The sequence below is a fragment of the Rhodococcus shunpengi genome (assembly GCF_048381395.1).
Lineage (GTDB): Bacteria > Actinomycetota > Actinomycetes > Mycobacteriales > Mycobacteriaceae > Rhodococcus.
On sequence record NZ_JBLWIU010000039.1, the window covers coordinates 1 to 20,413 of the forward strand.

General features: G+C 67.0%; 14 protein-coding genes. 13 read left to right on the top strand and 1 reads right to left on the bottom strand.

Features of this window, described 5'->3' with window-relative positions; genetic code table 11:
- The 13 genes from ACNJ7K_RS27150 to ACNJ7K_RS27210 all read left to right on the top strand — a co-directional run.
- The coding region (locus ACNJ7K_RS27150) for an ABC transporter ATP-binding protein (protein ID WP_487042622.1) at window positions 1-1,074 on the top strand (1,074 nt) is incomplete at its 5' end.
- Between the two features lie 67 nt (window positions 1,075-1,141).
- Window positions 1,142-1,933, top strand: a complete 792-nt coding sequence (locus ACNJ7K_RS27155; protein ID WP_006552286.1) for an MlaE family ABC transporter permease — start codon at window positions 1,142-1,144, stop codon at window positions 1,931-1,933.
- 4 nt (window positions 1,934-1,937) lie between these two features.
- Window positions 1,938-2,798 (top strand): MlaE family ABC transporter permease, encoded by an 861-nt coding sequence (locus ACNJ7K_RS27160; protein ID WP_024101684.1) that lies wholly within the window; start codon window positions 1,938-1,940, stop codon window positions 2,796-2,798.
- Window positions 2,795-4,168 (top strand): MCE family protein, encoded by a 1,374-nt coding sequence (locus ACNJ7K_RS27165; RefSeq protein ID WP_159417763.1) that lies wholly within the window; start codon window positions 2,795-2,797, stop codon window positions 4,166-4,168. Before ACNJ7K_RS27160 ends, ACNJ7K_RS27165 begins: the two co-directional genes overlap by 4 nt.
- Window positions 4,165-5,244: an MCE family protein gene (locus ACNJ7K_RS27170; protein ID WP_120280024.1), complete on the top strand. Its 1,080-nt coding sequence runs from the start codon at window positions 4,165-4,167 to the stop codon at window positions 5,242-5,244. The genes ACNJ7K_RS27165 and ACNJ7K_RS27170 overlap by 4 nt, the downstream gene beginning before the upstream one ends.
- On the top strand, window positions 5,241-6,239 hold the full coding sequence (locus ACNJ7K_RS27175; protein ID WP_060650716.1) for an MCE family protein: 999 nt from the start codon (window positions 5,241-5,243) through the stop codon (window positions 6,237-6,239). The genes ACNJ7K_RS27170 and ACNJ7K_RS27175 overlap by 4 nt, the downstream gene beginning before the upstream one ends.
- On the top strand, window positions 6,239-7,489 hold the full coding sequence (locus ACNJ7K_RS27180) for an MCE family protein (protein ID WP_120280023.1): 1,251 nt from the start codon (window positions 6,239-6,241) through the stop codon (window positions 7,487-7,489). Before ACNJ7K_RS27175 ends, ACNJ7K_RS27180 begins: the two co-directional genes overlap by 1 nt.
- 14 nt (window positions 7,490-7,503) lie before the next feature.
- Complete coding sequence (locus ACNJ7K_RS27185) at window positions 7,504-8,853, top strand: MCE family protein (protein WP_487042646.1); 1,350 nt, start codon at window positions 7,504-7,506, stop codon at window positions 8,851-8,853.
- Entirely contained in the window at window positions 8,850-10,097 is a 1,248-nt protein-coding gene (locus tag ACNJ7K_RS27190) for an MCE family protein (protein ID WP_120280021.1), read from the top strand. The genes ACNJ7K_RS27185 and ACNJ7K_RS27190 overlap by 4 nt, the downstream gene beginning before the upstream one ends.
- A 140-nt stretch (window positions 10,098-10,237) precedes the next feature.
- Window positions 10,238-10,882, top strand: a complete 645-nt coding sequence (locus ACNJ7K_RS27195) for a hypothetical protein (protein ID WP_487042647.1) — start codon at window positions 10,238-10,240, stop codon at window positions 10,880-10,882.
- A gap of 322 nt (window positions 10,883-11,204) precedes the next feature.
- Window positions 11,205-11,840, top strand: coding sequence for a hypothetical protein (locus ACNJ7K_RS27200; RefSeq protein WP_487042623.1), 636 nt, complete (start codon window positions 11,205-11,207; stop codon window positions 11,838-11,840).
- Between the two features lie 389 nt (window positions 11,841-12,229).
- Window positions 12,230-15,736 (top strand): DNA-directed RNA polymerase subunit beta, encoded by a 3,507-nt coding sequence (gene rpoB / locus ACNJ7K_RS27205; RefSeq protein ID WP_120280018.1) that lies wholly within the window; start codon window positions 12,230-12,232, stop codon window positions 15,734-15,736.
- A 115-nt stretch (window positions 15,737-15,851) separates the two neighbouring features.
- Window positions 15,852-19,823 carry a DNA-directed RNA polymerase subunit beta' gene (locus ACNJ7K_RS27210; RefSeq protein WP_120280017.1) on the top strand — a complete coding sequence of 1,324 codons (3,972 nt, stop codon included), beginning with the start codon at window positions 15,852-15,854 and terminating at the stop codon, window positions 19,821-19,823.
- 77 nt (window positions 19,824-19,900) lie between these two features.
- Here ACNJ7K_RS27210 and ACNJ7K_RS27215 read toward each other — a convergent pair whose 3' ends face one another.
- Window positions 19,901-20,395, bottom strand: a complete 495-nt coding sequence (locus tag ACNJ7K_RS27215; RefSeq protein ID WP_120280016.1) for a nuclear transport factor 2 family protein — start codon at window positions 20,393-20,395, stop codon at window positions 19,901-19,903.
- Window positions 20,396-20,413: the final 18 nt, after the last annotated feature.

Genomic DNA, 20,413 nt, shown 5'->3' on the forward strand with positions numbered 1-20,413 from the left:
GTGGGAGTCGAGGTTTCCGTCGAGGGGCTGACCAAGTCCTTCGGCTCGCAACGTATCTGGCAGGACGTGACGTTGACGTTGCCGGCCGGTGAGGTCAGTGCGTTGCTCGGTCCGTCGGGTACCGGTAAGTCGGTGTTCCTCAAGTCGTTGATCGGTCTGCTGCGCCCGGAGGAGGGCTCGATCGTCATCGACGGCACCGATATTCTGCAGTGCTCGAGCAAGGAGCTCTACGAGATCCGCAAGTTGTTCGGGGTGCTGTTCCAGGACGGTGCGTTGTTCGGGTCGATGAACCTCTACGACAATGTCGCCTTCCCGTTGCGCGAGCACACCCGCAAGTCCGAGTCGGAGATCCGGCAGATCGTGATGAGCAAGCTCGAGCTCGTCGGTCTGCTCGGCGCCGAGGACAAGCTCCCGGGGGAGATCTCCGGGGGGATGCGCAAGCGCGCCGGGCTGGCGCGGGCGTTGGTGCTCGATCCGGAGATCATCCTGGTGGACGAGCCGGATTCGGGTCTCGATCCGGTGCGCACGACCTATATTTCGCAGACGTTGATCGATATCAACGCGGAGATCGATGCGACGATCCTGATCGTGTCGCACAACATCAATCTGGCGCGCACGGTGCCGGACAATATCGGGATGTTGTTCCGTCGGCAGTTGGTGATGTTCGGTCCGCGGGAGGTGTTGTTGACCTCGGATGAGCCGGTGGTCAAGCAGTTCCTCAACGGCACGATGATCGGTCCGATCGGGATGTCGGAGGAGAAGGACGAGGCGACGATGGCGCACGAGCAGGCGCTCGTCGAGGCGGGTCATCATGCCGGTGGTGTCGATGATGTCGAGGGGATCGTGCCGCAGATGCAGGCCACGCCGGGGATGCCGGAGCGGCAGGCGGTGGCGCGTCGGCAGGAGCGGGTGCGCTCGATCCTGCACACTCTGCCCCCGGCCGCCCAGAGCGCCATCCTCGAGTCGCTCGATCACAACGGCGCTCCCCACACCGCCCGGGGCTACGCCGACGACGACACCCAGATCATTCCCGCCTACACCGGAGAGGGATACGAGCAGCAGGCTCAGCAGTAACAACAGCCGCAGCAGTGGTACAGCGTCAGTAGTGGTACAGCCGCAGGCTGGAGAAGTAGGAGACTAGATGGGGGCGGGCAGCTCGCTCGTGCGGCCGGTTCACGGCGCACTCACCCAGGCCGGCAACATCGTCGAACTGTTCGTCGACGTCGTGCGGAACACCTTCCGCCGACCGTTCCAGTTCCGGGAATTCATCGAACAGGCGTGGTTCATCGCGAGCGTCACGATTCTTCCGACGGCGCTCGTCGCGATCCCGTTCGGCGCCGTCGTGTCGCTGCAGACCGGCTCGCTGATCAAGCAGCTCGGCGCCGAATCGTTCACCGGCGCCGCGAGCGTCCTGGCGGTCATCCAGCAGGGCAGTCCGATCGTGACGGCCCTGCTGATCGCCGGTGCCGCCGGTTCCGCGGTCACCGCCGACCTCGGATCGCGGACGATCCGCGAGGAGATCGACGCGATGGAAGTGCTGGGCATCAATCCCATCCAGCGCCTCGTCGTCCCGCGAGTACTGGCGATGGTGCTCGTCGCGCTCCTGCTCAACGGTCTCGTCTCCGTGATCGGCATCGCCGGCGGCTACTTCTTCAACGTGGTGCTGCAGGGCGGTACCCCCGGCGCCTACCTCGCCTCCTTCTCCGCCCTCGCGCAGCTACCCGACCTCTACGTCGCCGAACTCAAGGCTGCGATCTTCGGGTTGATCGCCGGTGTCGTCGCGTCCTACAAGGGGCTGCACCCCGGTGCGGGCCCGAAGGGTGTGGGGGAGGCCGTGAACCAGACCGTCGTCATCACGTTCCTGCTGCTCTTCTTCGCGAACCTGATCCTGACGATGGTGTACCTGCAGATCGTTCCTGCGAAGGGATCCTGACCAGATGACAGTCTCCAGAGGCCGCGGAGATCTCGTTCTTCTCCGGGGTCGCCGAGCGGTGCGCGCACCGCTGAACGTGCTCGACCGCGCGGGGGACCAGATGTCCTTCTACGCGCGTGCCGTCGCGTGGACCCCGCGAACCCTCACCCACTACCGCAAGGAAGTCCTGCGGTTGCTCGCCGAGGTCACCTTCGGCAGCGGTGCACTCGCCGTGATCGGTGGCACCATCGGCGTCATCGCGATGATGTCCGGCTTCACCGGCGTCGTCGTGGGTCTGCAGGGTTACGCCGCGCTCGAGCAGCTCGGCTCGTCGGTGCTCACCGGCTTCCTCTCGGCCTACGTCAACACCCGTGAACTGGCCCCGATCGTCGCGGCGCTCGCGTTGTCGGCGACCGTGGGTTGTGGCTTCACAGCACAGCTCGGTGCCATGAGGATCAGCGAGGAGATCGACGCCCTCGAGGTGATGGCCGTGCCGTCGCTGCCGTTCCTGGTGACCTCCCGGATGATCGCCGGCTTCGTCGCCGTGATCCCGCTGTACATCATCGGTCTCCTCGCGGCCTATCTCGCGACCCGCACGATCAGCACGCTGTTCAACGGCCAGTCGAGCGGCTCGTACGATCACTACTTCTATCTGTTCCTCCCACCGGAGGACGTGTTGTATTCGTTCGCGAAAGTGCTGGTCTTCGCGTTCGTGGTCATCCTCATCCACTGCTACTACGGTTTCCACGCCAGCGGCGGTCCCGCCGGCGTCGGGGTGGCCGTGGGCCGCGCGGTGCGTACCGCGATCGTGACGATCGCGATCCTCGACTTCTTCCTCAGCCTCGCGATCTGGGGCACGACGACCACGGTGAGGGTGGCCGGATGAGCGACACGACCACTTCGCCCTTGCGTCGCCGCACCCTGGGACTGATCTTCTTCGTGGTGCTGGCGCTGTTCCTGTACGTCACGATCGCGATGTACAACAAGACGTTCACGAAGGTCGTGAAGGTCGACCTCCGCACCGACAGCATCGGCAACGCCCTGCCGCTCAACGCCGACGTCAAGGCACGCGGTGTGCTCGTCGGCGAGGTCCGCGGAACGAGCGCGGACGGCGGCGATGTCACCGCGCATCTCGCTCTCGACCCCGACAAGGCCGAACTGATCCCGGTCAACGCCACCGCACAGCTGCTGCCGAAGACCCTCTTCGGTGAGCGCTACGTCTCGCTGATCATCCCCGACGATCCGGGCCGTCCCGTCACGAACGGCGATGTGCTGGTGCAGGACACGAGCGAGCGCACCGTCGAACTCGGCGACGTGCTCGACGGGCTGCTCCCGCTCCTCGAGGCCGTCCCGCCGCAGGACCTCGCCAACACGCTCGGCGCCCTGGCCCAGGGGCTGAGCGGACGTGGCGAGAAGCTGGGGCAGACGGTCGACGACCTCGAACAGATCTTCCGCGAGGTGAACGTCGAACTGCCCACGCTGCAGGAGGATCTGCGCGGACTCGCCGACTTCTCGCAGACCTACTCCGAGGCCGCACCGGATCTCGTCGAGGCGCTGAACAATCTGCGCACGACGGGTGGCACGGTCGTCGAACAGCAGAACCAGATCCGCACGCTGCTCGCGAGCGCGACGGGAGCGTCGTCGCAGACGGCCGATTTCATCGAGCAGAACTCGAACTCGATCATCACGCTGTCCGCCGATTCGAAGGAGGCGCTGCAGCTGCTCGCCCGTTACTCGCCGTCCTTCCCGTGCACCTTCGAGGGATTCGCCGACGCGAAGCCGGCCGCCGTCGACCTGCTCGCGGCCGACGATCCGTTCCCGGGTGTGCGCGCGAACATCCAGTTCACCAACCCGAAGGGCCGCTACCTGCCGAACCAGGACGAGCCGCGTCTGCTCGACGATCGCGGACCGGCCTGCTACGGCGACGTGACCGCGCCCGGCCGCAACTTCCCGCAGTATCCGGGCGGTTCGGTCAACGACGGTTCGTATCAGGTGCCGTCGCGTAATCCCGGTCCCGAGACCATCGATTTCTTCCCTGCCCCGGCAGGATCCGGCGTCCCCGACGACGTCGGTGAGATCATCGGCACCTCGGACGGCGGCGCGACTCCCGTCTCGTACGCCGGCTCGCGTCTGGAACAGGACACGCTCGATGTGATCTACGGACAGGCCACCGGTGTCGACCCCGAGGAGGTCCCGTCCTGGACCACCCGGCTCGGCGCTCCGGCGATCCGCGGTACGGAGGTGAGCTTCCAGTGAGAGGTCTGGCAGCACCCCTGATCAAACTCATCGTGTTCGCCGTGGTCACCGTCATCGCGACGGGTGTCCTCGCCGCGACCATCGCCAGTGTCGGCGGTGGGGGAGGAACGAAGTTCCACGCGATCTTCTCCGACGTCACCTCGCTCAACAAGGGCGACGACATCCGTATCGCGGGTGTCCGCGTGGGGCAGGTCGAGGAGATCTCCGTCTTCGACGAACGGCAGGCGCGGGTCACCTTCTCGCTCGAGGAACGCGACTGGCTCCCGGCCGGTGCCACCGCGACCATCCGGTTCCGCAATCTCGTCGGCCAGCGCTACATCGCGCTCGGTCAGGGTGAGGGCGCCCAGGGCGAGAAGATCACGGGTGGCGACACGATCCCGATCGAGCGCACGAAGCCGGCGGTGAATCTCACGACGCTCTTCGACGGCTTCCGGCCGTTGTTCCAGACGCTGAGCGCCGACGACGTCAACAAGCTCTCGTTCCAGATCATCCAGGTCTTCCAGGGGGAGGCCGGAACGATCGACGATCTGGTGCGCAGCACCGCGTCGCTGACCAACACCATCGCCGACAAGGATCGCGTGATCGGTGCGGTGATCGACAACCTCAACACCGTCCTGGCCACGATCGACCAGCGCGACGAGCAGCTCGATTCGCTGCTGGTCAATACGCAGGCACTCGTCAGCGGGTTGTCGGCCGACCGGGCGACCGTCGGTTCGGCGGTGGCGTCGATGGCGGGGCTGACCGACGCGGTCTCCGACGTCCTCGAGCCCACCCGCCCGTCGATCGCGCAGTCGATCACAGCGCTCGAACAGGTCACCTCGAATCTCAACGCGAACCGCGACGAGGTCGACCGCGTCCTCGAGACGTTGCCGGTCAAGCTCGACAAGCTCGGGCGCGTGGCCAGCTACGGTTCGTGGTTCCAGTTCTACCTGTGCGGTATCGACATCGTCGCAGGTCCCGGTTCGGTCCCGTATCTGAATCTGCCGACGGGGCTGCCCACCGTGAACCAACCCATCTACACGAATGCGGCGAAGCGTTGCTCGCAGGAGGGGATGCAGGAGTTGCAGGGACGATGAGCAAACGTCGCAGTCCGGCCGCCGCCGGTGCCCTGGGCATCGTCGTGGTGCTGCTGGGGACACTGTCCGCCTTCTTCCTCGACGAACTGCCCATCATCGGGGCGGGCGCGACCTACAAGGCCGAGTTCAGCGAGGCCGCAGGTCTCAAACCCACCAACGAGGTGCGTATCGCCGGCGTGAAGGTCGGCAAGGTCACCGGGGTCGACCTCGAGGGCGATCGCGTGATCGTCTCGTTCAAGGTCCAGGACGCCTGGGTCGGCAACGACACGGCGGCCTCCATCCAGATCAAGACGATCCTCGGGCAGAAGTATCTGGCACTCGAGCCGCGGGGTACGGAGGTGCTCGACCCGGACGACCGGATCCCGCTCGACCGGACGGTCGCGCCGTACGACGTGATCGAGGCGTTCTCGTCTGCGGCCACGACCCTCGGCGAGATCGATTCCGAGCAGCTCGCGACCGGCTTTCAGACCCTGTCGGAGGCTTTCTCGGAGACACCCGACGACATCCGGGCCTCGCTCGACGGCATCAGTCGCCTGTCCGAGACCGTCGCGAGTCGTGACCAGGAGCTGAAGAAACTCCTCGACGCGACCGGCAACGTCTCGAAGGTGCTCGCCGACCGCAACGCCGAGTTCAACCGGTTGCTCTCCGACGGTGCGCTGCTCGTCGCGGAACTGAACAACCGGCAGGAGGCGATCTCCCAGTTGCTCGACGGCACCAAGCGGTTGTCGGCGGAGCTCTCCGGGCTCGTCGAGGAGAACCGCGAGACCATCGGTCCCGCCCTGCAGCAGTTGCGCGGCGTCGTCGACGTCCTCCAGGAGAACAACGACAACCTCGATCGGGCCATGGAGCTGTACGAGCCGTTCGTGCGTGTCTACACCAACGTCGTCGGCAACGGCCGGTGGTTCGACCAGGTCGTCGTGAACCTGACCCCGCCGGGCCTGCCGGAGATCCCCGGTTACCGCGAACCCGGTCGCCGCCTGGAAGGGGGCAACTGATGGCACACGCCGAGAACGGCGAGTCCCGCAGCAATCGCGGGCGCATCGCGCTGATCGCGGCCGTCGTGGCGGTCGCGGTGGCCCTGGCCGGAGTGGGCTGGTGGTTGTTCACCCGACTGGGCACCACCGAGATCACCGCCTACTTCGACAAGGCCGTCGGCATCTACGAGGGTTCCGACGTGCGGGTGCTCGGCGTCGAGGTGGGGAAGGTTACCTCCGTCGAACCGCAGGGCGACCTGGTCAAGGTCGGTCTGCGGGTGAACCGCGGCGTCGACATTCCGGCCGACGCCCGCGCCGTGCAGATCACCCCCTCGGTCGTCGCCGACCGTTACGTGCAGCTCACCCCCGCCTACACCGGTGGCGACACGATGAGCAGCGGTGCGGTGATCGACCGCGAGCGCACCGCCACCCCGGTGGAGGTCGACGAGCTCTACGCGAGCATCGACGAACTCTCCCGCGCGCTCGGTCCCGACGGCGCGAACCGCGAGGGCGCGCTGACCGATTTCGTCGAGGTCGGTGCGGAGAACCTCGCCGGCAACGGTGAGGCCCTCGGGCAGAGCATCGAGAACCTGTCGGCCGCCGCGCGCACGCTCGACCAGTCGCGCGACGACCTCTACGGCACGATCGAGAATCTGCAGCTGTTCGTCAGTGCTCTCGCGGCCAACGACGAGCAGGTGCGCCAGTTCAACGCGCAACTGTCGGACCTGTCGGGATTCCTGGCGGGGGAGCGGCAGAACCTCGGTGAGGCGCTGAACACGCTGTCGGTCACGCTCGGCGACGTCGCGACGTTCGTGCGCGACAACCAGGCGGCGGTGAAGGACAACGTCGACGCACTCGTGCCGATCACGGAGACGCTGGCGAACCGCCGGCAGGAACTCGTGGATTCGCTGACGCTGCTCCCGCTCGCGGTGAGCAACCTCGTCAACTCGTACGACGCCGAAGCGGGTGTGCTTGCATCGCGGCTCGTGCTGCCCGACCTGCAGGATCCTGCGGGAGCAGTGTGCAAGCTCATCGATCTCGGCAATCTCGTGCCCGGCGACGAGCGTTTCGAGCAGCTCGGCCGGCAGATGCAGCCGCTGATCGACCGGTGCCGCGACGTCGCCACGCAGATCACCGAGGACCAGCGGTCCCCGGATCTGATCCTGCCGTTCGGTGTCCTGAGCGGCGAGAACATCCAGCGGCAGGTCACCCCGGGCACGGTGCCCGGCGTGGTCTCGCCCCGGCTCGACCTCCAGGGAGGAGATCGGTGAGCGGCGCGAAGAGGATGGGCCGCACAGGTGTCTTCGGAGCGGCCGCGTGCGTGGTCGCGGTGACGGTCACGGGGTGCGGAGGTCTGTCCGACGTCCCGTTGCCCGGCGGCGCCGATGTGGGTAGCGATCCGATCCGTCTGTCCATCCAGTTCGACGACGTGCTCGACCTGGTTCCGCAGTCGAGCGTGAAGGTCGACGGTGTGCCGGTCGGGCGCGTCGAATCGATTTCGGTCGCATCCGATTTCGGATGGACCGCCGACGTCGGCATCGTGCTCGACTCGAGTGTCGACCTGCCGGCGAACGCGCTCGCGAGCGTCGAACAGTCGAGTCTGCTCGGTGAGAAGTTCGTGCAGCTCACGCCTCCGGAGGACGAGCCCCCGACGGGTCGGCTCGCCGACGGCGACGTGATCCCGCTCGACCGCACCCGGCACGCCACCGAACTCGAACCGGTGCTCGGCGCGCTGTCGCTGCTGCTCAACGGTGGCGGTGTCGGCCAGCTCGCGCCGATCGTCAGCGAGTTGTCGACGGCCTTCGACGGCCGCGAGGGAACCACGCGCAGCCTCATCGAGCAGGCCGAGACCCTGATCACCGGTCTCGAACAGCAACGCGACGACATCACCCGGGCGCTCGACGGACTCGACGAGCTCACGGTGCGGGTCGCGGAGCAGAACGACAAGATCGCCGCCGTGCTCGACGAACTGCCGGTCGCGACCGAGGTGCTCGAGCAGCAGCGGCCGCAGCTGACGCAGCTGCTCGGCCAGCTCGACCGGCTCGGCACCGCAGGTGTCGACGTCCTCGATCAGTCCAAGGAGGATCTGATCGCCGACCTCCTGGCGCTGCGCCCGACCCTCCAGGCACTCGCGGCGTCGGGCGACGACCTCGTCGAGGCGCTCGCCTTCGTGCCCACGGTGCCGTTCCCGGACGGTGTCGAAAAGGTCGCGCTGGGCAACTCGGTGAACCTCTTCCTCGTCGTCGACCTTCAGATCGGCAACGCGCTGGCCGCGCTCGGTGTGGGTCAGGGCGACCCGGTCTACCGCCAGCCGAAGTTCGGCAATCCGAAGCCGCTCGTCGACCCGTCCAACCCGTACTACGACGGGAACGGACCTGCCCCGGGCTGGCCCACCGTGTCGTTGCTGCCGGTGCTTCCCACTCCGCGTCTGCCCGGTGTGATCCTGCCCGAAGGGGTGACGCTGCCCGAAGGGGTGTCGCTGCCCGACGGCATCGAGATCCCGGGGGTCACCGAGGCCGGCGCGGACACGGACACGGACACCGGCACCGGCACCGGCACCGAGGGCGACGATGCCCCGCCGCCGGGGCCGCTGGAAGGTTTGCTGAATCAGCTCGGACTCGGGGGTGGGCAGTGAGATCGCGCCTTGTGAAAGTGCAGCTCGCGCTGTTCGTGGTCATCGCGCTGCTCGGCATCGTGTTCGTCGGTGCCCGGTATGTGCGGCTCGACAACCTCATGGGCTTCGGCCAGTACACCGTCGACGCGCGGTTCCCCACCGGCGGCGGCATCTTCCCGAACGCCGAGGTCACCTACCGCGGTGTGCCGGTGGGCCGCGTCGGGCCGATGACCCTCACGGACGACGGCATCAATGTCGAGTTGCGCCTCGACAACGGTGGCCCGCAGATCCCGGCGTCGGCGCGACCGGTCGTGGCGAACCGGTCGGCGATCGGTGAGCAGTACGTCGATCTGCAGCCACCGAACGACGAGGGTCCCTATCTCGAACAGGGCTCCGTCATCGAGGGCACCGAGGACGATCTGCCCACGCCGGTCGAAGACCTGCTGTTGAGCACGAACGACCTCGTGTACTCGGTTCCGCTCGAGCCGCTGCGCACCGTCGTCACCGAGCTCGGCGCGGCCTTCGACGGCCGCGGCGACGACCTGCAGGTGCTCGTCGACGCGCTCGCCGGTCTCAGCGAGAAGGGCACCGAATACCTGCCGCAGACCGTCACGCTCATCCGCGACAGCCTCACGGTGCTCGACACGCAGTCCGACCAGTCGTCGGCGATCCAGCAGTTCAGCTCGGATCTGGATCTGGTGACCGCGCAGCTTCGCGACAGCGACCCCGATCTGCGGCGCCTGATCGACACCGGCACCGATGCGAGCGACCAGCTCTCCCAGCTGATCGAGGGCTCCGGCCCGGGCCTGACCACCGACCTCGCCAATCTCGCGGCGGTGGCGGAAGCGGCAGCCCCGCAGTCGATCGCTCTGCAGCCGCTGCTGGCCTTCCTTCCCGCCGTCGCAGGCAGTGCGAGTACGGTCGCTCCGGGCGACGGCGCGGTGCGTCAGGGCATCGTGCTCGAGACCAACAATCCGCCTTCGTGCACCATCGGGTACGAGGGGACGCAGGAGATCCTCGCGCAGATGCGCGCGCAGGATCCGAACTTCGACGAGACCCAGCAGGACTTCCCGTTCAACACGAACGCCTCGTGCGAGGTGCCGCAGGGCAGTGTCACCGGCGTACGCAGCGCGAACCGCATCGTCTTCGCCGATCCGAACACGATCCAGCCCTGGGATTTCAAGCCGAAGAAGGACCCCGACAAGCTCAACCTGAATCCGATCGCGACGCAGCTCGCGCCGTTGCTCGGAGTCACCCCGAAGTGAGCAGTTAGTAGGTTTGTGGAGTGAGTGCACCAATTTCCTCCGACGCTCCGCCCACCCCACCCCCCTCCGCCGACGGCAACTCGTCCGCGGACGGTCGGGGACCGGGCGGGGCACGCAGGGCGGCCTTCGCCGTCGTCTCGGTGCTCGCCGTCGTCGCCCTCGCGGCGGCGGTGTGGTTCGGCTACGGCTGGGGGCGTGCGCTCCTGGTGGACCGCTCGGCTGCCGAGGCGCGCGACGCCGCGCTCTCGGGAGCCATGCAGGCGGCCGTCAACCTGAACAGCGTCGACGCGAACGACGTCGACCTGTCGATCGAGAACATGCGGTCGTCGATCACCGGCGACGCCCTGCGCAACGATCTCGCGGCGACCGAGGAGGACATCCGGGCCCGGGTCGCGGAGACCGGCACCAGCATGTCGGCCGAGGTGCTGTTCGGAACGCTCACCGAACTCAACACCGACGACGATCTGGGCAAGGCGCTCGTCGTCCTGGCCGTGCGCACCCAGACCCCCGAGTACTTCGTGACCAACAAGGTCCCGGTGCTCGTGTCGCTGCGCAAGGACGGCGACGTGTGGAAGGCCGAGACCATCGAACCGCTCGCCTCCGTCGAGATGGAGTCGGGACCGGTCCCCGGTGCGCCGGCCCCCGATCCCGGCGCGCAGCCCGCGCCCGGAGATACCGGGGCGCCCGCGCCGGGAGATTCCGGGGCGCCCGCGCCGGGAGATACCGGGGCGCCCGCGCCGGGAGATACCGGGGCGCCCGCGCCCGAGGGCGAGGCGGGTCCGTGATGTTCGGCAAGTCGACGAAGGAGAACGTGTAGTGCCCCCGCAGCGACGGAAGACCGGCCCCAGTGGGCCCCCGCGCCGTCGGCCGAAGGTCGCCGGCACGTCCCGACCGCCTCGGATGACCCCGGCAGAGGATGAACGCCCGACCCGGGCAGAGGACGAACGCCCGACCCGGGCAGAGGACGAACGCCCGACCCGGGCAGAGGACGAACGCCCGACCCGGGCAGAGGACGAACGCCCGACCCGGGCAGAGGACGAACGCCCGACCCGGGCAGGGGAAAAGCCTGCCGAGGAAACTTCTGCCGAGCAGTCGCGACCCTCCGAGGTGACGCTCGACAAGCAGGACGAGAAGCAGGAGAAGCCGGCCCCGGCGGCCGGCGACGGAACTCCCGCAGAGCACCCGGCGGAGTCTCCGGCCGAGCCGGTGGATCCGCCCGAGCCTCCCGCCGGTGACGACGGCGGGTCGCGCGCCTCCGGTGGATGGCGCCCGGTGATCGTCGTCGGTGCGGTGGCGGTGGTGCTCGCGGTGATCGCCGCGGTCGCCGCCTTCCGTCCCGGCGCCGAGGTCTCGAACGTCGCGTGGGTCGACACCGCGGAGACGCGCGAGGTCACCGAGGCCGCGAAGGTCGCGATCGAGACCATGCACGGCTACGACTACCGCACCATCGACGAGGACTTCGGCCGGATCCGGGAGTTGCTGACCCCGGAGCGGCTCGAGGAGTTCGACTCGACTGCGGACGTCACCAAGAAGGCCGCGATCGACACCCGCACGGTCACCGAGGTGATGGTCGAGCACATCGGCGCGACGATGCTCGACGACACCCGCGCCGAGGTCGCCGCCTACATCAACGTCAGCGCCACCGGCGACGGGATCGCCCAGGGGAGCGCGGCCGCACCGCTGCTGGTGAGGATGGAGAAGTCGGACGGACGATGGCTGGTCTCGGAGATCCGCGACCGGTGACGACGGCTGCGGATCGCCCCCTCACCGGGAGCGTCCGCGGCCGCGACGCGCAGATCGTTCCGGACTCGCAGTCTTGACGCAGGCGACGCGAGGGGTCACTCTATCGGTACGCCTGTTCGACTGAAGGCTTCCTCGTGAGCCGCTCGAGGTCGTTTGCCAGGTTTCTTTGAGGCACCCCTGTGGACATTTCGCCTACTCAGGTGTAGGTTAGTTCTTTGCGCTGGCTGCCTCCTGTTCACCTTCTGATCGTCGAGTCGGAATTCGCCCTTTCGGGCGAGACCGTTTCGGTGCGTCGGTGGGGTTCTCGTTCGGGTTGCGACCAGCGAAAACGCCCCACATGAAGAAGCAGGTACAGCGGCGGTCGCACCGGTTGGAGCGGCCCGCGTGAGGTGCTGGAAGGACGCATCTTGGCAGTCTCTAGCCAGACCAAGGCAGTAGCCGGAATCCCCGGAGCCCCGACGAGGGTGTCGTTCGCGAAGATTCGCGAACCCCTCGAAGTTCCCGGGCTCCTCGATCTACAGACCGATTCCTTCGAATGGTTGATCGGCTCGGAGCGCTGGCGCGCGAAGGCTGCCGAGCGCGGCGACGGTCACGTCGTCGGTGGCCTGGAGGAGATCCTCGACGAGCTCTCGCCGATCGAGGATTTCTCGGGTTCGATGTCCCTGTCCTTCTCCGATCCTCGTTTCGACGAGGTCAAGGCCTCCGTCGAGGAGTGCAAGGACAAGGACATGACGTACGCGGCTCCGCTGTTCGTCACTGCCGAGTTCATCAACAACAACACCGGCGAGATCAAGAGCCAGACGGTCTTCATGGGTGATTTCCCGATGATGACCGACAAGGGCACCTTCATCATCAACGGCACCGAGCGTGTCGTGGTGTCCCAGCTCGTCCGTTCGCCGGGCGTGTACTTCGACAAGAATGTCGACAAGAGCACCGAGAAGGACCTGCACAGCGTCAAGGTCATCCCGGGCCGCGGTGCCTGGCTCGAGTTCGACGTCGACAAGCGCGACACCGTCGGTGTGCGTATCGACCGCAAGCGCCGTCAGCCGGTCACCGTGCTGCTCAAGGCGCTGGGATGGTCCACCGAGCAGATCGTCGAGCGTTTCGGGTTCTCCGAGATCATGATGTCGACGCTCGAGAAGGACAACACGGCGGGCACCGACGAGGCGCTCCTCGACATCTACCGCAAGCTCCGTCCGGGCGAGCCGCCGACCAAGGAGAGCGCGCAGACCCTGCTGGAGAACCTCTTCTTCAAGGACAAGCGCTACGACCTGGCGCGCGTGGGTCGTTACAAGATCAACAAGAAGCTCGGCCTGAACACGGGTCAGCCGATCGAGGCGTCCACCCTCACCGAGGAAGACATCGTCGCCACGATCGAGTACCTCGTGCGTCTGCACGCGGGCGAGAACAAGATGACCGTCCCCGGCGGCGTCGAGGTTCCCGTCGAGGTCGACGACATCGACCACTTCGGCAACCGTCGTCTGCGCACGGTCGGTGAGCTCATCCAGAACCAGATCCGCGTGGGCCTGTCCCGCATGGAGCGCGTGGTCCGTGAGCGCATGACCACCCAGGACGTCGAGGCGATCACGCCGCAGACCCTGATCAACATCCGTCCGGTCGTGGCCGCGATCAAGGAGTTCTTCGGAACCTCCCAGCTGTCGCAGTTCATGGACCAGAACAACCCGCTGTCGGGCCTGACGCACAAGCGTCGTCTGTCGGCGCTGGGCCCCGGCGGTCTGTCGCGTGAGCGCGCCGGCCTCGAGGTCCGCGACGTCCACCCGTCGCACTACGGCCGCATGTGCCCGATCGAGACCCCGGAAGGCCCGAACATCGGCCTGATCGGTTCGCTGTCGGTGTACGCGCGGGTCAACCCGTTCGGCTTCATCGAGACGCCCTACCGCAAGGTCGTCGACGGTGTCGTCACCGACGAGGTCGAGTACCTCACGGCCGACGAGGAGGACCGCTACCTCATCGCGCAGGCCAACTCGCCGATCGGTTCCGACAACCGCTTCTCGGACGAGCGTGTCCTCGTCCGTAAGAAGGGCGCGGAGATCGAGTACGTCGGCGCCGACCAGGTCGAGTACATGGACGTCTCGCCGCGCCAGATGGTGTCGGTCGCGACCGCGATGATCCCGTTCCTCGAGCACGACGACGCCAACCGTGCCCTCATGGGCGCGAACATGCAGCGTCAGGCCGTCCCGCTGGTGCGTAGCGAGTCGCCGATCGTCGGCACCGGCATGGAGCTGCGTGCCGCCGTCGACGCCGGCGACGTCATCGTCACCGAGAAGAGCGGCGTGATCGAAGAGGTCTCCGCCGACTTCATCACCGTCATGGCCGACGACGGAACCCGCAAGACCTACCGTCTGCGCAAGTTCGACCGTTCGAACCAGGGCACCTGCTCGAACCAGCGTCCGATCGTGGACGAGGGACAGCGCGTCGAGTCCGGCCAGGTCCTCGCCGACGGCCCCTGCACCGAGAACGGTGAGATGGCGCTCGGCAAGAACCTGCTCGTGGCGATCATGCCGTGGGAGGGCCACAACTACGAGGACGCGATCATCCTGTCGCAGCGCCTCGTGGAGGAGGACGTGCTCACCTCGATCCACATCGAGGAGCACGAGATCGACGCCCGCGACACCAAGCTCGGTGCCGAGGAGATCACCCGCGACATCCCGAACGTCTCCGACGAGGTCCTCGCCGACCTCGACGAGCGTGGCATCGTCCGCATCGGTGCCGAGGTCCGCGACGGCGACATCCTCGTCGGCAAGGTCACGCCGAAGGGCGAGACCGAGCTGACCCCCGAGGAGCGCCTGCTCCGCGCGATCTTCGGTGAGAAGGCGCGCGAGGTCCGCGACACCTCGCTGAAGGTGCCCCACGGTGAGAACGGCAAGGTCATCGGTGTTCGCGTGTTCTCGCGCGAGGACGACGACGATCTGCCTCCGGGTGTCAACGAGCTCGTCCGCGTGTACGTGGCGCAGAAGCGCAAGATCCAGGACGGCGACAAGCTCGCCGGCCGCCACGGCAACAAGGGCGTCATCGGCAAGATCCTCCCGCAGGAGGACATGCCGTTCCTGCCCGACGGCACCCCGGTCGACATCATCCTGAACACCCACGGTGTTCCGCGTCGTATGAACATCGGCCAGGTCCTCGAGACGCACCTGGGCTGGATCGGCAAGGCCGGCTGGCAGATCCAGGTGGCCGACGACGGCAGCCGTCCCGAGTGGGCACAGAACCTCTCCGAGGAGATGCTCGCCGCCGAGCCCGACACCAACATCGCCACGCCGGTGTTCGACGGTGCCCGCGAGGAGGAGCTGACGGGTCTGCTGTCCTCGACGCTGCCGAACCGCGACGGCGAGGTCATGGTCGGCCCCGACGGCAAGGCGACGCTGTTCGACGGTCGCTCCGGCGAGCCGTTCCCGTACCCGGTGTCGGTCGGCTACATGTACATCATCAAGCTGCACCACCTGGTCGACGACAAGATCCACGCGCGTTCGACCGGTCCGTACTCGATGATCACGCAGCAGCCGCTCGGTGGTAAGGCGCAGTTCGGTGGTCAGCGCTTCGGTGAGATGGAGTGCTGGGCGATGCAGGCCTACGGCGCCGCCTACACCCTCCAGGAGCTGCTCACGATCAAGTCCGACGACGTGGTCGGTCGCGTCAAGGTCTACGAGGCGATCGTCAAGGGCGAGAACATCCCCGAGCCGGGTATCCCCGAGTCGTTCAAGGTGCTCCTCAAGGAACTCCAGTCGCTGTGCCTGAACGTGGAGGTCCTCTCCAGCGACGGCGCGGCCATCGCGATGGCCGACGGCGACGACGAGGACCTCGAGCGGGCGGCCGCCAACCTGGGCATCAACCTTTCCCGCAACGAGTCGGCCACGGTCGACGACCTCGCGAACTAGGAGCCGAGCCGATGCGGTACGCACCCCGACACCACCGGGCGCGTACCGCGTCGGGCCCCGGCAGCGATAGCGACAACTAGCAGCAATACAACCCGCACAGGGGAAAGGAAGTTACGTGCTCGACGTCAACTTCTTCGATGAACTCCGGATCGGCCTGGCCACCGCCGAGGACATCCGTAACTGGTCGTACGGCGAGGTCAAGAAGCCCGAGACCATCAACTACCGCACGCTCAAGCCCGAGAAGGACGGCTTGTTCTGCGAGAAGATCTTCGGTCCCACCCGGGACTGGGAGTGCTACTGCGGCAAGTACAAGCGTGTCCGCTTCAAGGGCATCATCTGCGAGCGCTGCGGCGTCGAGGTGACCCGCGCCAAGGTCCGCCGTGAGCGCATGGGCCACATCGAGCTCGCCGCTCCGGTGACGCACATCTGGTACTTCAAGGGTGTGCCGAGCCGTCTCGGCTACCTGCTCGACCTCGCGCCGAAGGATCTCGAGAAGATCATCTACTTCGCCGCGTACGTCATCACGTCGGTCGACGACGAGCTGCGCCACAACGAGCTCTCCACTCTCGAAGCCGAGATGGAGGTCGAGAAGAAGTCGGTCGCCGACCAGCGCGACGCCGACCTCGAGGCCCGTGCGCAGAAGCTCGAAGCCGACCTCGCCGAACTCGAGGCCGAGGGCGCCAAGTCCGACGTCCGCCGCAAGGTCAAGGACGGCGGCGAGCGCGAGATGCGTCAGCTCCGCGACCGTGCGCAGCGCGAGCTCGACCGTCTCGACGAGATCTGGACGACCTTCACGAAGCTGAAGCCGAAGGATCTGATCGTCGACGAGATGATCTACCGCGAGCTCCAGGACCGCTACGGCGAGTACTTCACCGGTGCCATGGGTGCCGAGGCGATCCAGAAGCTCATCGAGAACTTCGACATCGACGCCGAGGCCGAGTCGCTGCGCGAGACCATCCGCAGCGGCAAGGGCCAGAAGAAGCTCCGTGCTCTCAAGCGCCTGAAGGTCGTGGCGGCGTTCCAGCAGTCCGGCAACTCGCCCATGGGCATGGTGCTCGACGCCGTGCCGGTGATCCCGCCGGAACTGCGTCCGATGGTGCAGCTCGACGGTGGCCGCTTCGCGACCTCCGACCTCAACGACCTGTACCGCCGCGTCATCAACCGCAACAACCGCCTCAAGCGACTGATCGACCTCGGTGCCCCCGAGATCATCGTCAACAACGAGAAGCGGATGCTGCAGGAGTCGGTCGACGCCCTGTTCGACAACGGCCGTCGTGGTCGGCCGGTCACCGGTCCCGGTAACCGTCCGCTCAAGTCGCTGTCCGATCTGCTCAAGGGCAAGCAGGGTCGCTTCCGTCAGAACCTGCTCGGTAAGCGCGTCGACTACTCGGGCCGTTCGGTCATCGTCGTCGGTCCGCAGCTCAAGCTGCACCAGTGCGGTCTGCCGAAGCTCATGGCGCTCGAGCTGTTCAAGCCGTTCGTGATGAAGCGTCTCGTCGACCTCAACCACGCGCAGAACATCAAGTCCGCCAAGCGCATGGTCGAGCGTCAGCGCCCGCAGGTGTGGGACGTCCTCGAAGAGGTCATCAACGAGCACCCGGTTCTGCTGAACCGTGCTCCCACGCTGCACCGCCTCGGTATCCAGGCGTTCGAGCCGCAGCTCGTCGAGGGCAAGGCCATCCAGCTGCACCCCCTCGTGTGTGAGGCCTTCAACGCCGACTTCGACGGCGACCAGATGGCCGTGCACCTCCCGCTGTCCGCGGAGGCGCAGGCCGAGGCCCGCATCCTGATGCTGTCGTCGAACAACATCCTGTCGCCGGCATCGGGCCGCCCGCTCGCCATGCCGCGTCTGGACATGGTGACGGGTCTGTTCCACCTGACCCGTCTGGTCGAGGACGCCCCCGGCGCCTACAAGGCCGCGACCGCCGACGAGCCCGAGCAGGGCGTCTACTCGTCGCCGGCCGAGGCCCAGATGGCGGTCGACCGCGGCGTGCTGTCGGTTCAGGCTCCGATCAAGGTGCGCCTGACCCAGCTGCGTCCGCCGCGCGACGTCGAGAACGAGCTGTTCCCGGAGGGCTGGAAGTTCGGTCAGCCGTGGACCACGCAGACCACTCTCGGTCGCGTGCTGTTCAACGAGCTGCTGCCGGCGAACTACGCGTTCGTCAACGACATCATGCCGAAGAAGCGCCAGGCCGCGATCATCAACGACCTGGCCGAGCGGTACCCGATGATCGTCGTCGCGCAGACCGTCGACAAGCTCAAGGACGCCGGCTTCTACTGGGCCACGCGTTCGGGTGTCACCATCTCGATGGCGGACGTGCTCGTTCCGCCGGAGAAGAAGGACATCCTCGAGCGGTACGAGACGCAGGCCGACGCCATCCAGCGGCAGTACGACCGAGGAAAGCTCTCGGAGGACGAGCGTCGCGATTCGCTCGTCAAGCTGTGGCAGGAAGCGACCGAAGAGGTCGGTCAGGTCATGGAGGCGCACTACCCGGACGACAACCCGATCCCCACGATCGTCAAGTCCGGTGCTGCGGGCAACATGACCCAGATCCGATCGCTCGCGGGCATGAAGGGTCTGGTGACGAACCCGAAGGGCGAGTTCATCCCGCGCCCGATCAAGTCCTCCTTCCGTGAGGGCCTGACCGTCGCCGAGTACTTCATCAACACGCACGGCGCGCGTAAGGGTCTGGCCGACACCGCTCTCCGTACCGCCGACTCGGGTTACCTGACCCGTCGTCTGGTCGACGTCTCGCAGGACGTCATCGTCCGCGAGGTCGACTGCGGCACGCCGCGCGGCATCGAGATGACCATCGCCGAGCTCGCACGCGACGCGACCGGTCAGCCGACCGGTGAGCTCGTGCGCGACGCTCACATCGAGACCAGCACCTACGCCCGTACGCTGGCGACGGACGCGGTCGACGCGAACGGCAACGTCGTCGTCGAGCGTGGTTCCGACCTGGGCGACCCGGCGATCGAGGCGCTGCTCGAGGCCGGTATCCAGAAGGTCAAGGTCCGCTCGGTCCTGACCTGCGACACCGGCACCGGCGTGTGCGCGACCTGCTACGGCCGCTCGATGGCGACGGGCAAGCTCGTCGACATCGGCGAGGCCGTCGGTATCGTCGCCGCCCAGTCGATCGGTGAGCCCGGTACGCAGCTGACGATGCGTACCTTCCACCAGGGTGGCGTCGGTGAGGACATCACCGGTGGTCTGCCCCGCGTCCAGGAGCTGTTCGAGGCCCGCGTCCCCAAGGGCAAGGCCCCGATCGCCGACGTCTCCGGCCGCATCCGTCTCGAGGACGACGATCGTTTCTACAAGATCACGATCATCCCCGACGACGGTGGCGAGGAGGTCGTGTACGACAAGCTGTCCAAGCGTCAGCGTCTGCACGTCATCCGCAAGGCCGACGGCACCGAGGGCGTGCTCGCGGACGGCGACCACGTGGAGGTCGGTCAGCAGCTCCTCGAGGGCTCTGCCGATCCGCACGAGGTGCTGCGCGTGATGGGCCCGCGTCAGGTTCAGGTCCACCTGGTCCACGAGGTCCAGGAGGTCTACCGGAGCCAGGGCGTGTCGATCCACGACAAGCACATCGAGGTCATCGTGCGCCAGATGCTGCGTCGCGTGACGATCATCGACTCGGGCTCGACGGAGTTCCTGCCCGGTTCGCTCGTCGAGCGCAGCGAGTTCGAGGCTGCGAACCGTCGTGTGGTCCAGGAGGGTGGCGAGCCGGCTGCCGGCCGTCCGGTCCTCATGGGCATCACGAAGGCGTCGCTGGCCACCGACTCGTGGCTGTCGGCGGCGTCCTTCCAGGAGACCACTCGCGTGCTCACCGACGCGGCGATCAACTGCCGCTCGGACAAGCTGATCGGTCTCAAGGAGAACGTGATCATCGGCAAGCTGATCCCCGCCGGTACCGGTATCAACAAGTACCGGAACATCGAGGTCCAGCCGACCGAGGAGGCCCGCGCGGCCGCGTACGCCATCCCGGCGTACGACGACCAGTACTACTCGCCGGACGGCTTCGGCCAGAACACCGGCGCTGCAGTGCCGCTGGATGACTACGGTTACTCCAACGACTACCGGTAGTTCGCTGCCGTAGTAGACGACGAAGGTCCCGCCCTCTTCTCTTCGGGGGCGGGGCCTTCGTCATGTGTGGGGGGCCGTCATTGCTTCGGTGCGAGCATCTCCCGGTGGGCGGGGGTGCCGTCGAGGTTGGCATTGATGCGTTCGGCGGTCCGCCATCCCTCGGGGGTGCGGACCCAGCGCCAGGTGTTGGCGGAGACTCGCGCGACCCGGAAGAGGTCGTTCTCGGCGTCCCACCGGATGTTGAGCGCGTAGCTTCTGCCGGTCGCCTCGTCGCCGTCGATCTCGATGTGCGGAACCGTCAGAACGTGCCCGCATCCGTTCTCGATCAGGCTGCCGTGGCCGGGTCCGTGCACCATGGCGGCGATCTCGGCGCGACCCTCCATCCGTCGTTGGGGGACGGCGTCGAAGAGTCCGTCCTCGGTCCACAGCGCGGCAGCGGCGTCGCCGGAACCGCTGTCGACGGCGGGTCCGTACTGGGCGACGAGCTGCATGATCTCGATCCGGTCCTCGAGCAGGCGGACACGTTCGGTCAGCTGTTCGACGGTCGCGGCGAGTCGTTCGACATCGGTCACGGCATCTCCTGATGATTT

What these genes read in the sequence shown, in the direction of transcription:
- ACNJ7K_RS27155 (WP_006552286.1), top strand. Translation starts at nt 1,142, where the DNA reads ATGGGGGCGGGCAGCTCGCTCGTGCGGCCGGTTCACGGCGCACTCACC.
- ACNJ7K_RS27160 (WP_024101684.1), top strand. Translation starts at nt 1,938, where the DNA reads ATGACAGTCTCCAGAGGCCGCGGAGATCTCGTTCTTCTCCGGGGTCGC.
- ACNJ7K_RS27165 (WP_159417763.1), top strand. Translation starts at nt 2,795, where the DNA reads ATGAGCGACACGACCACTTCGCCCTTGCGTCGCCGCACCCTGGGACTG.
- ACNJ7K_RS27175 (WP_060650716.1), top strand. Translation starts at nt 5,241, where the DNA reads ATGAGCAAACGTCGCAGTCCGGCCGCCGCCGGTGCCCTGGGCATCGTC.
- ACNJ7K_RS27180 (WP_120280023.1), top strand. Translation starts at nt 6,239, where the DNA reads ATGGCACACGCCGAGAACGGCGAGTCCCGCAGCAATCGCGGGCGCATC.
- ACNJ7K_RS27185 (WP_487042646.1), top strand. Translation starts at nt 7,504, where the DNA reads ATGGGCCGCACAGGTGTCTTCGGAGCGGCCGCGTGCGTGGTCGCGGTG.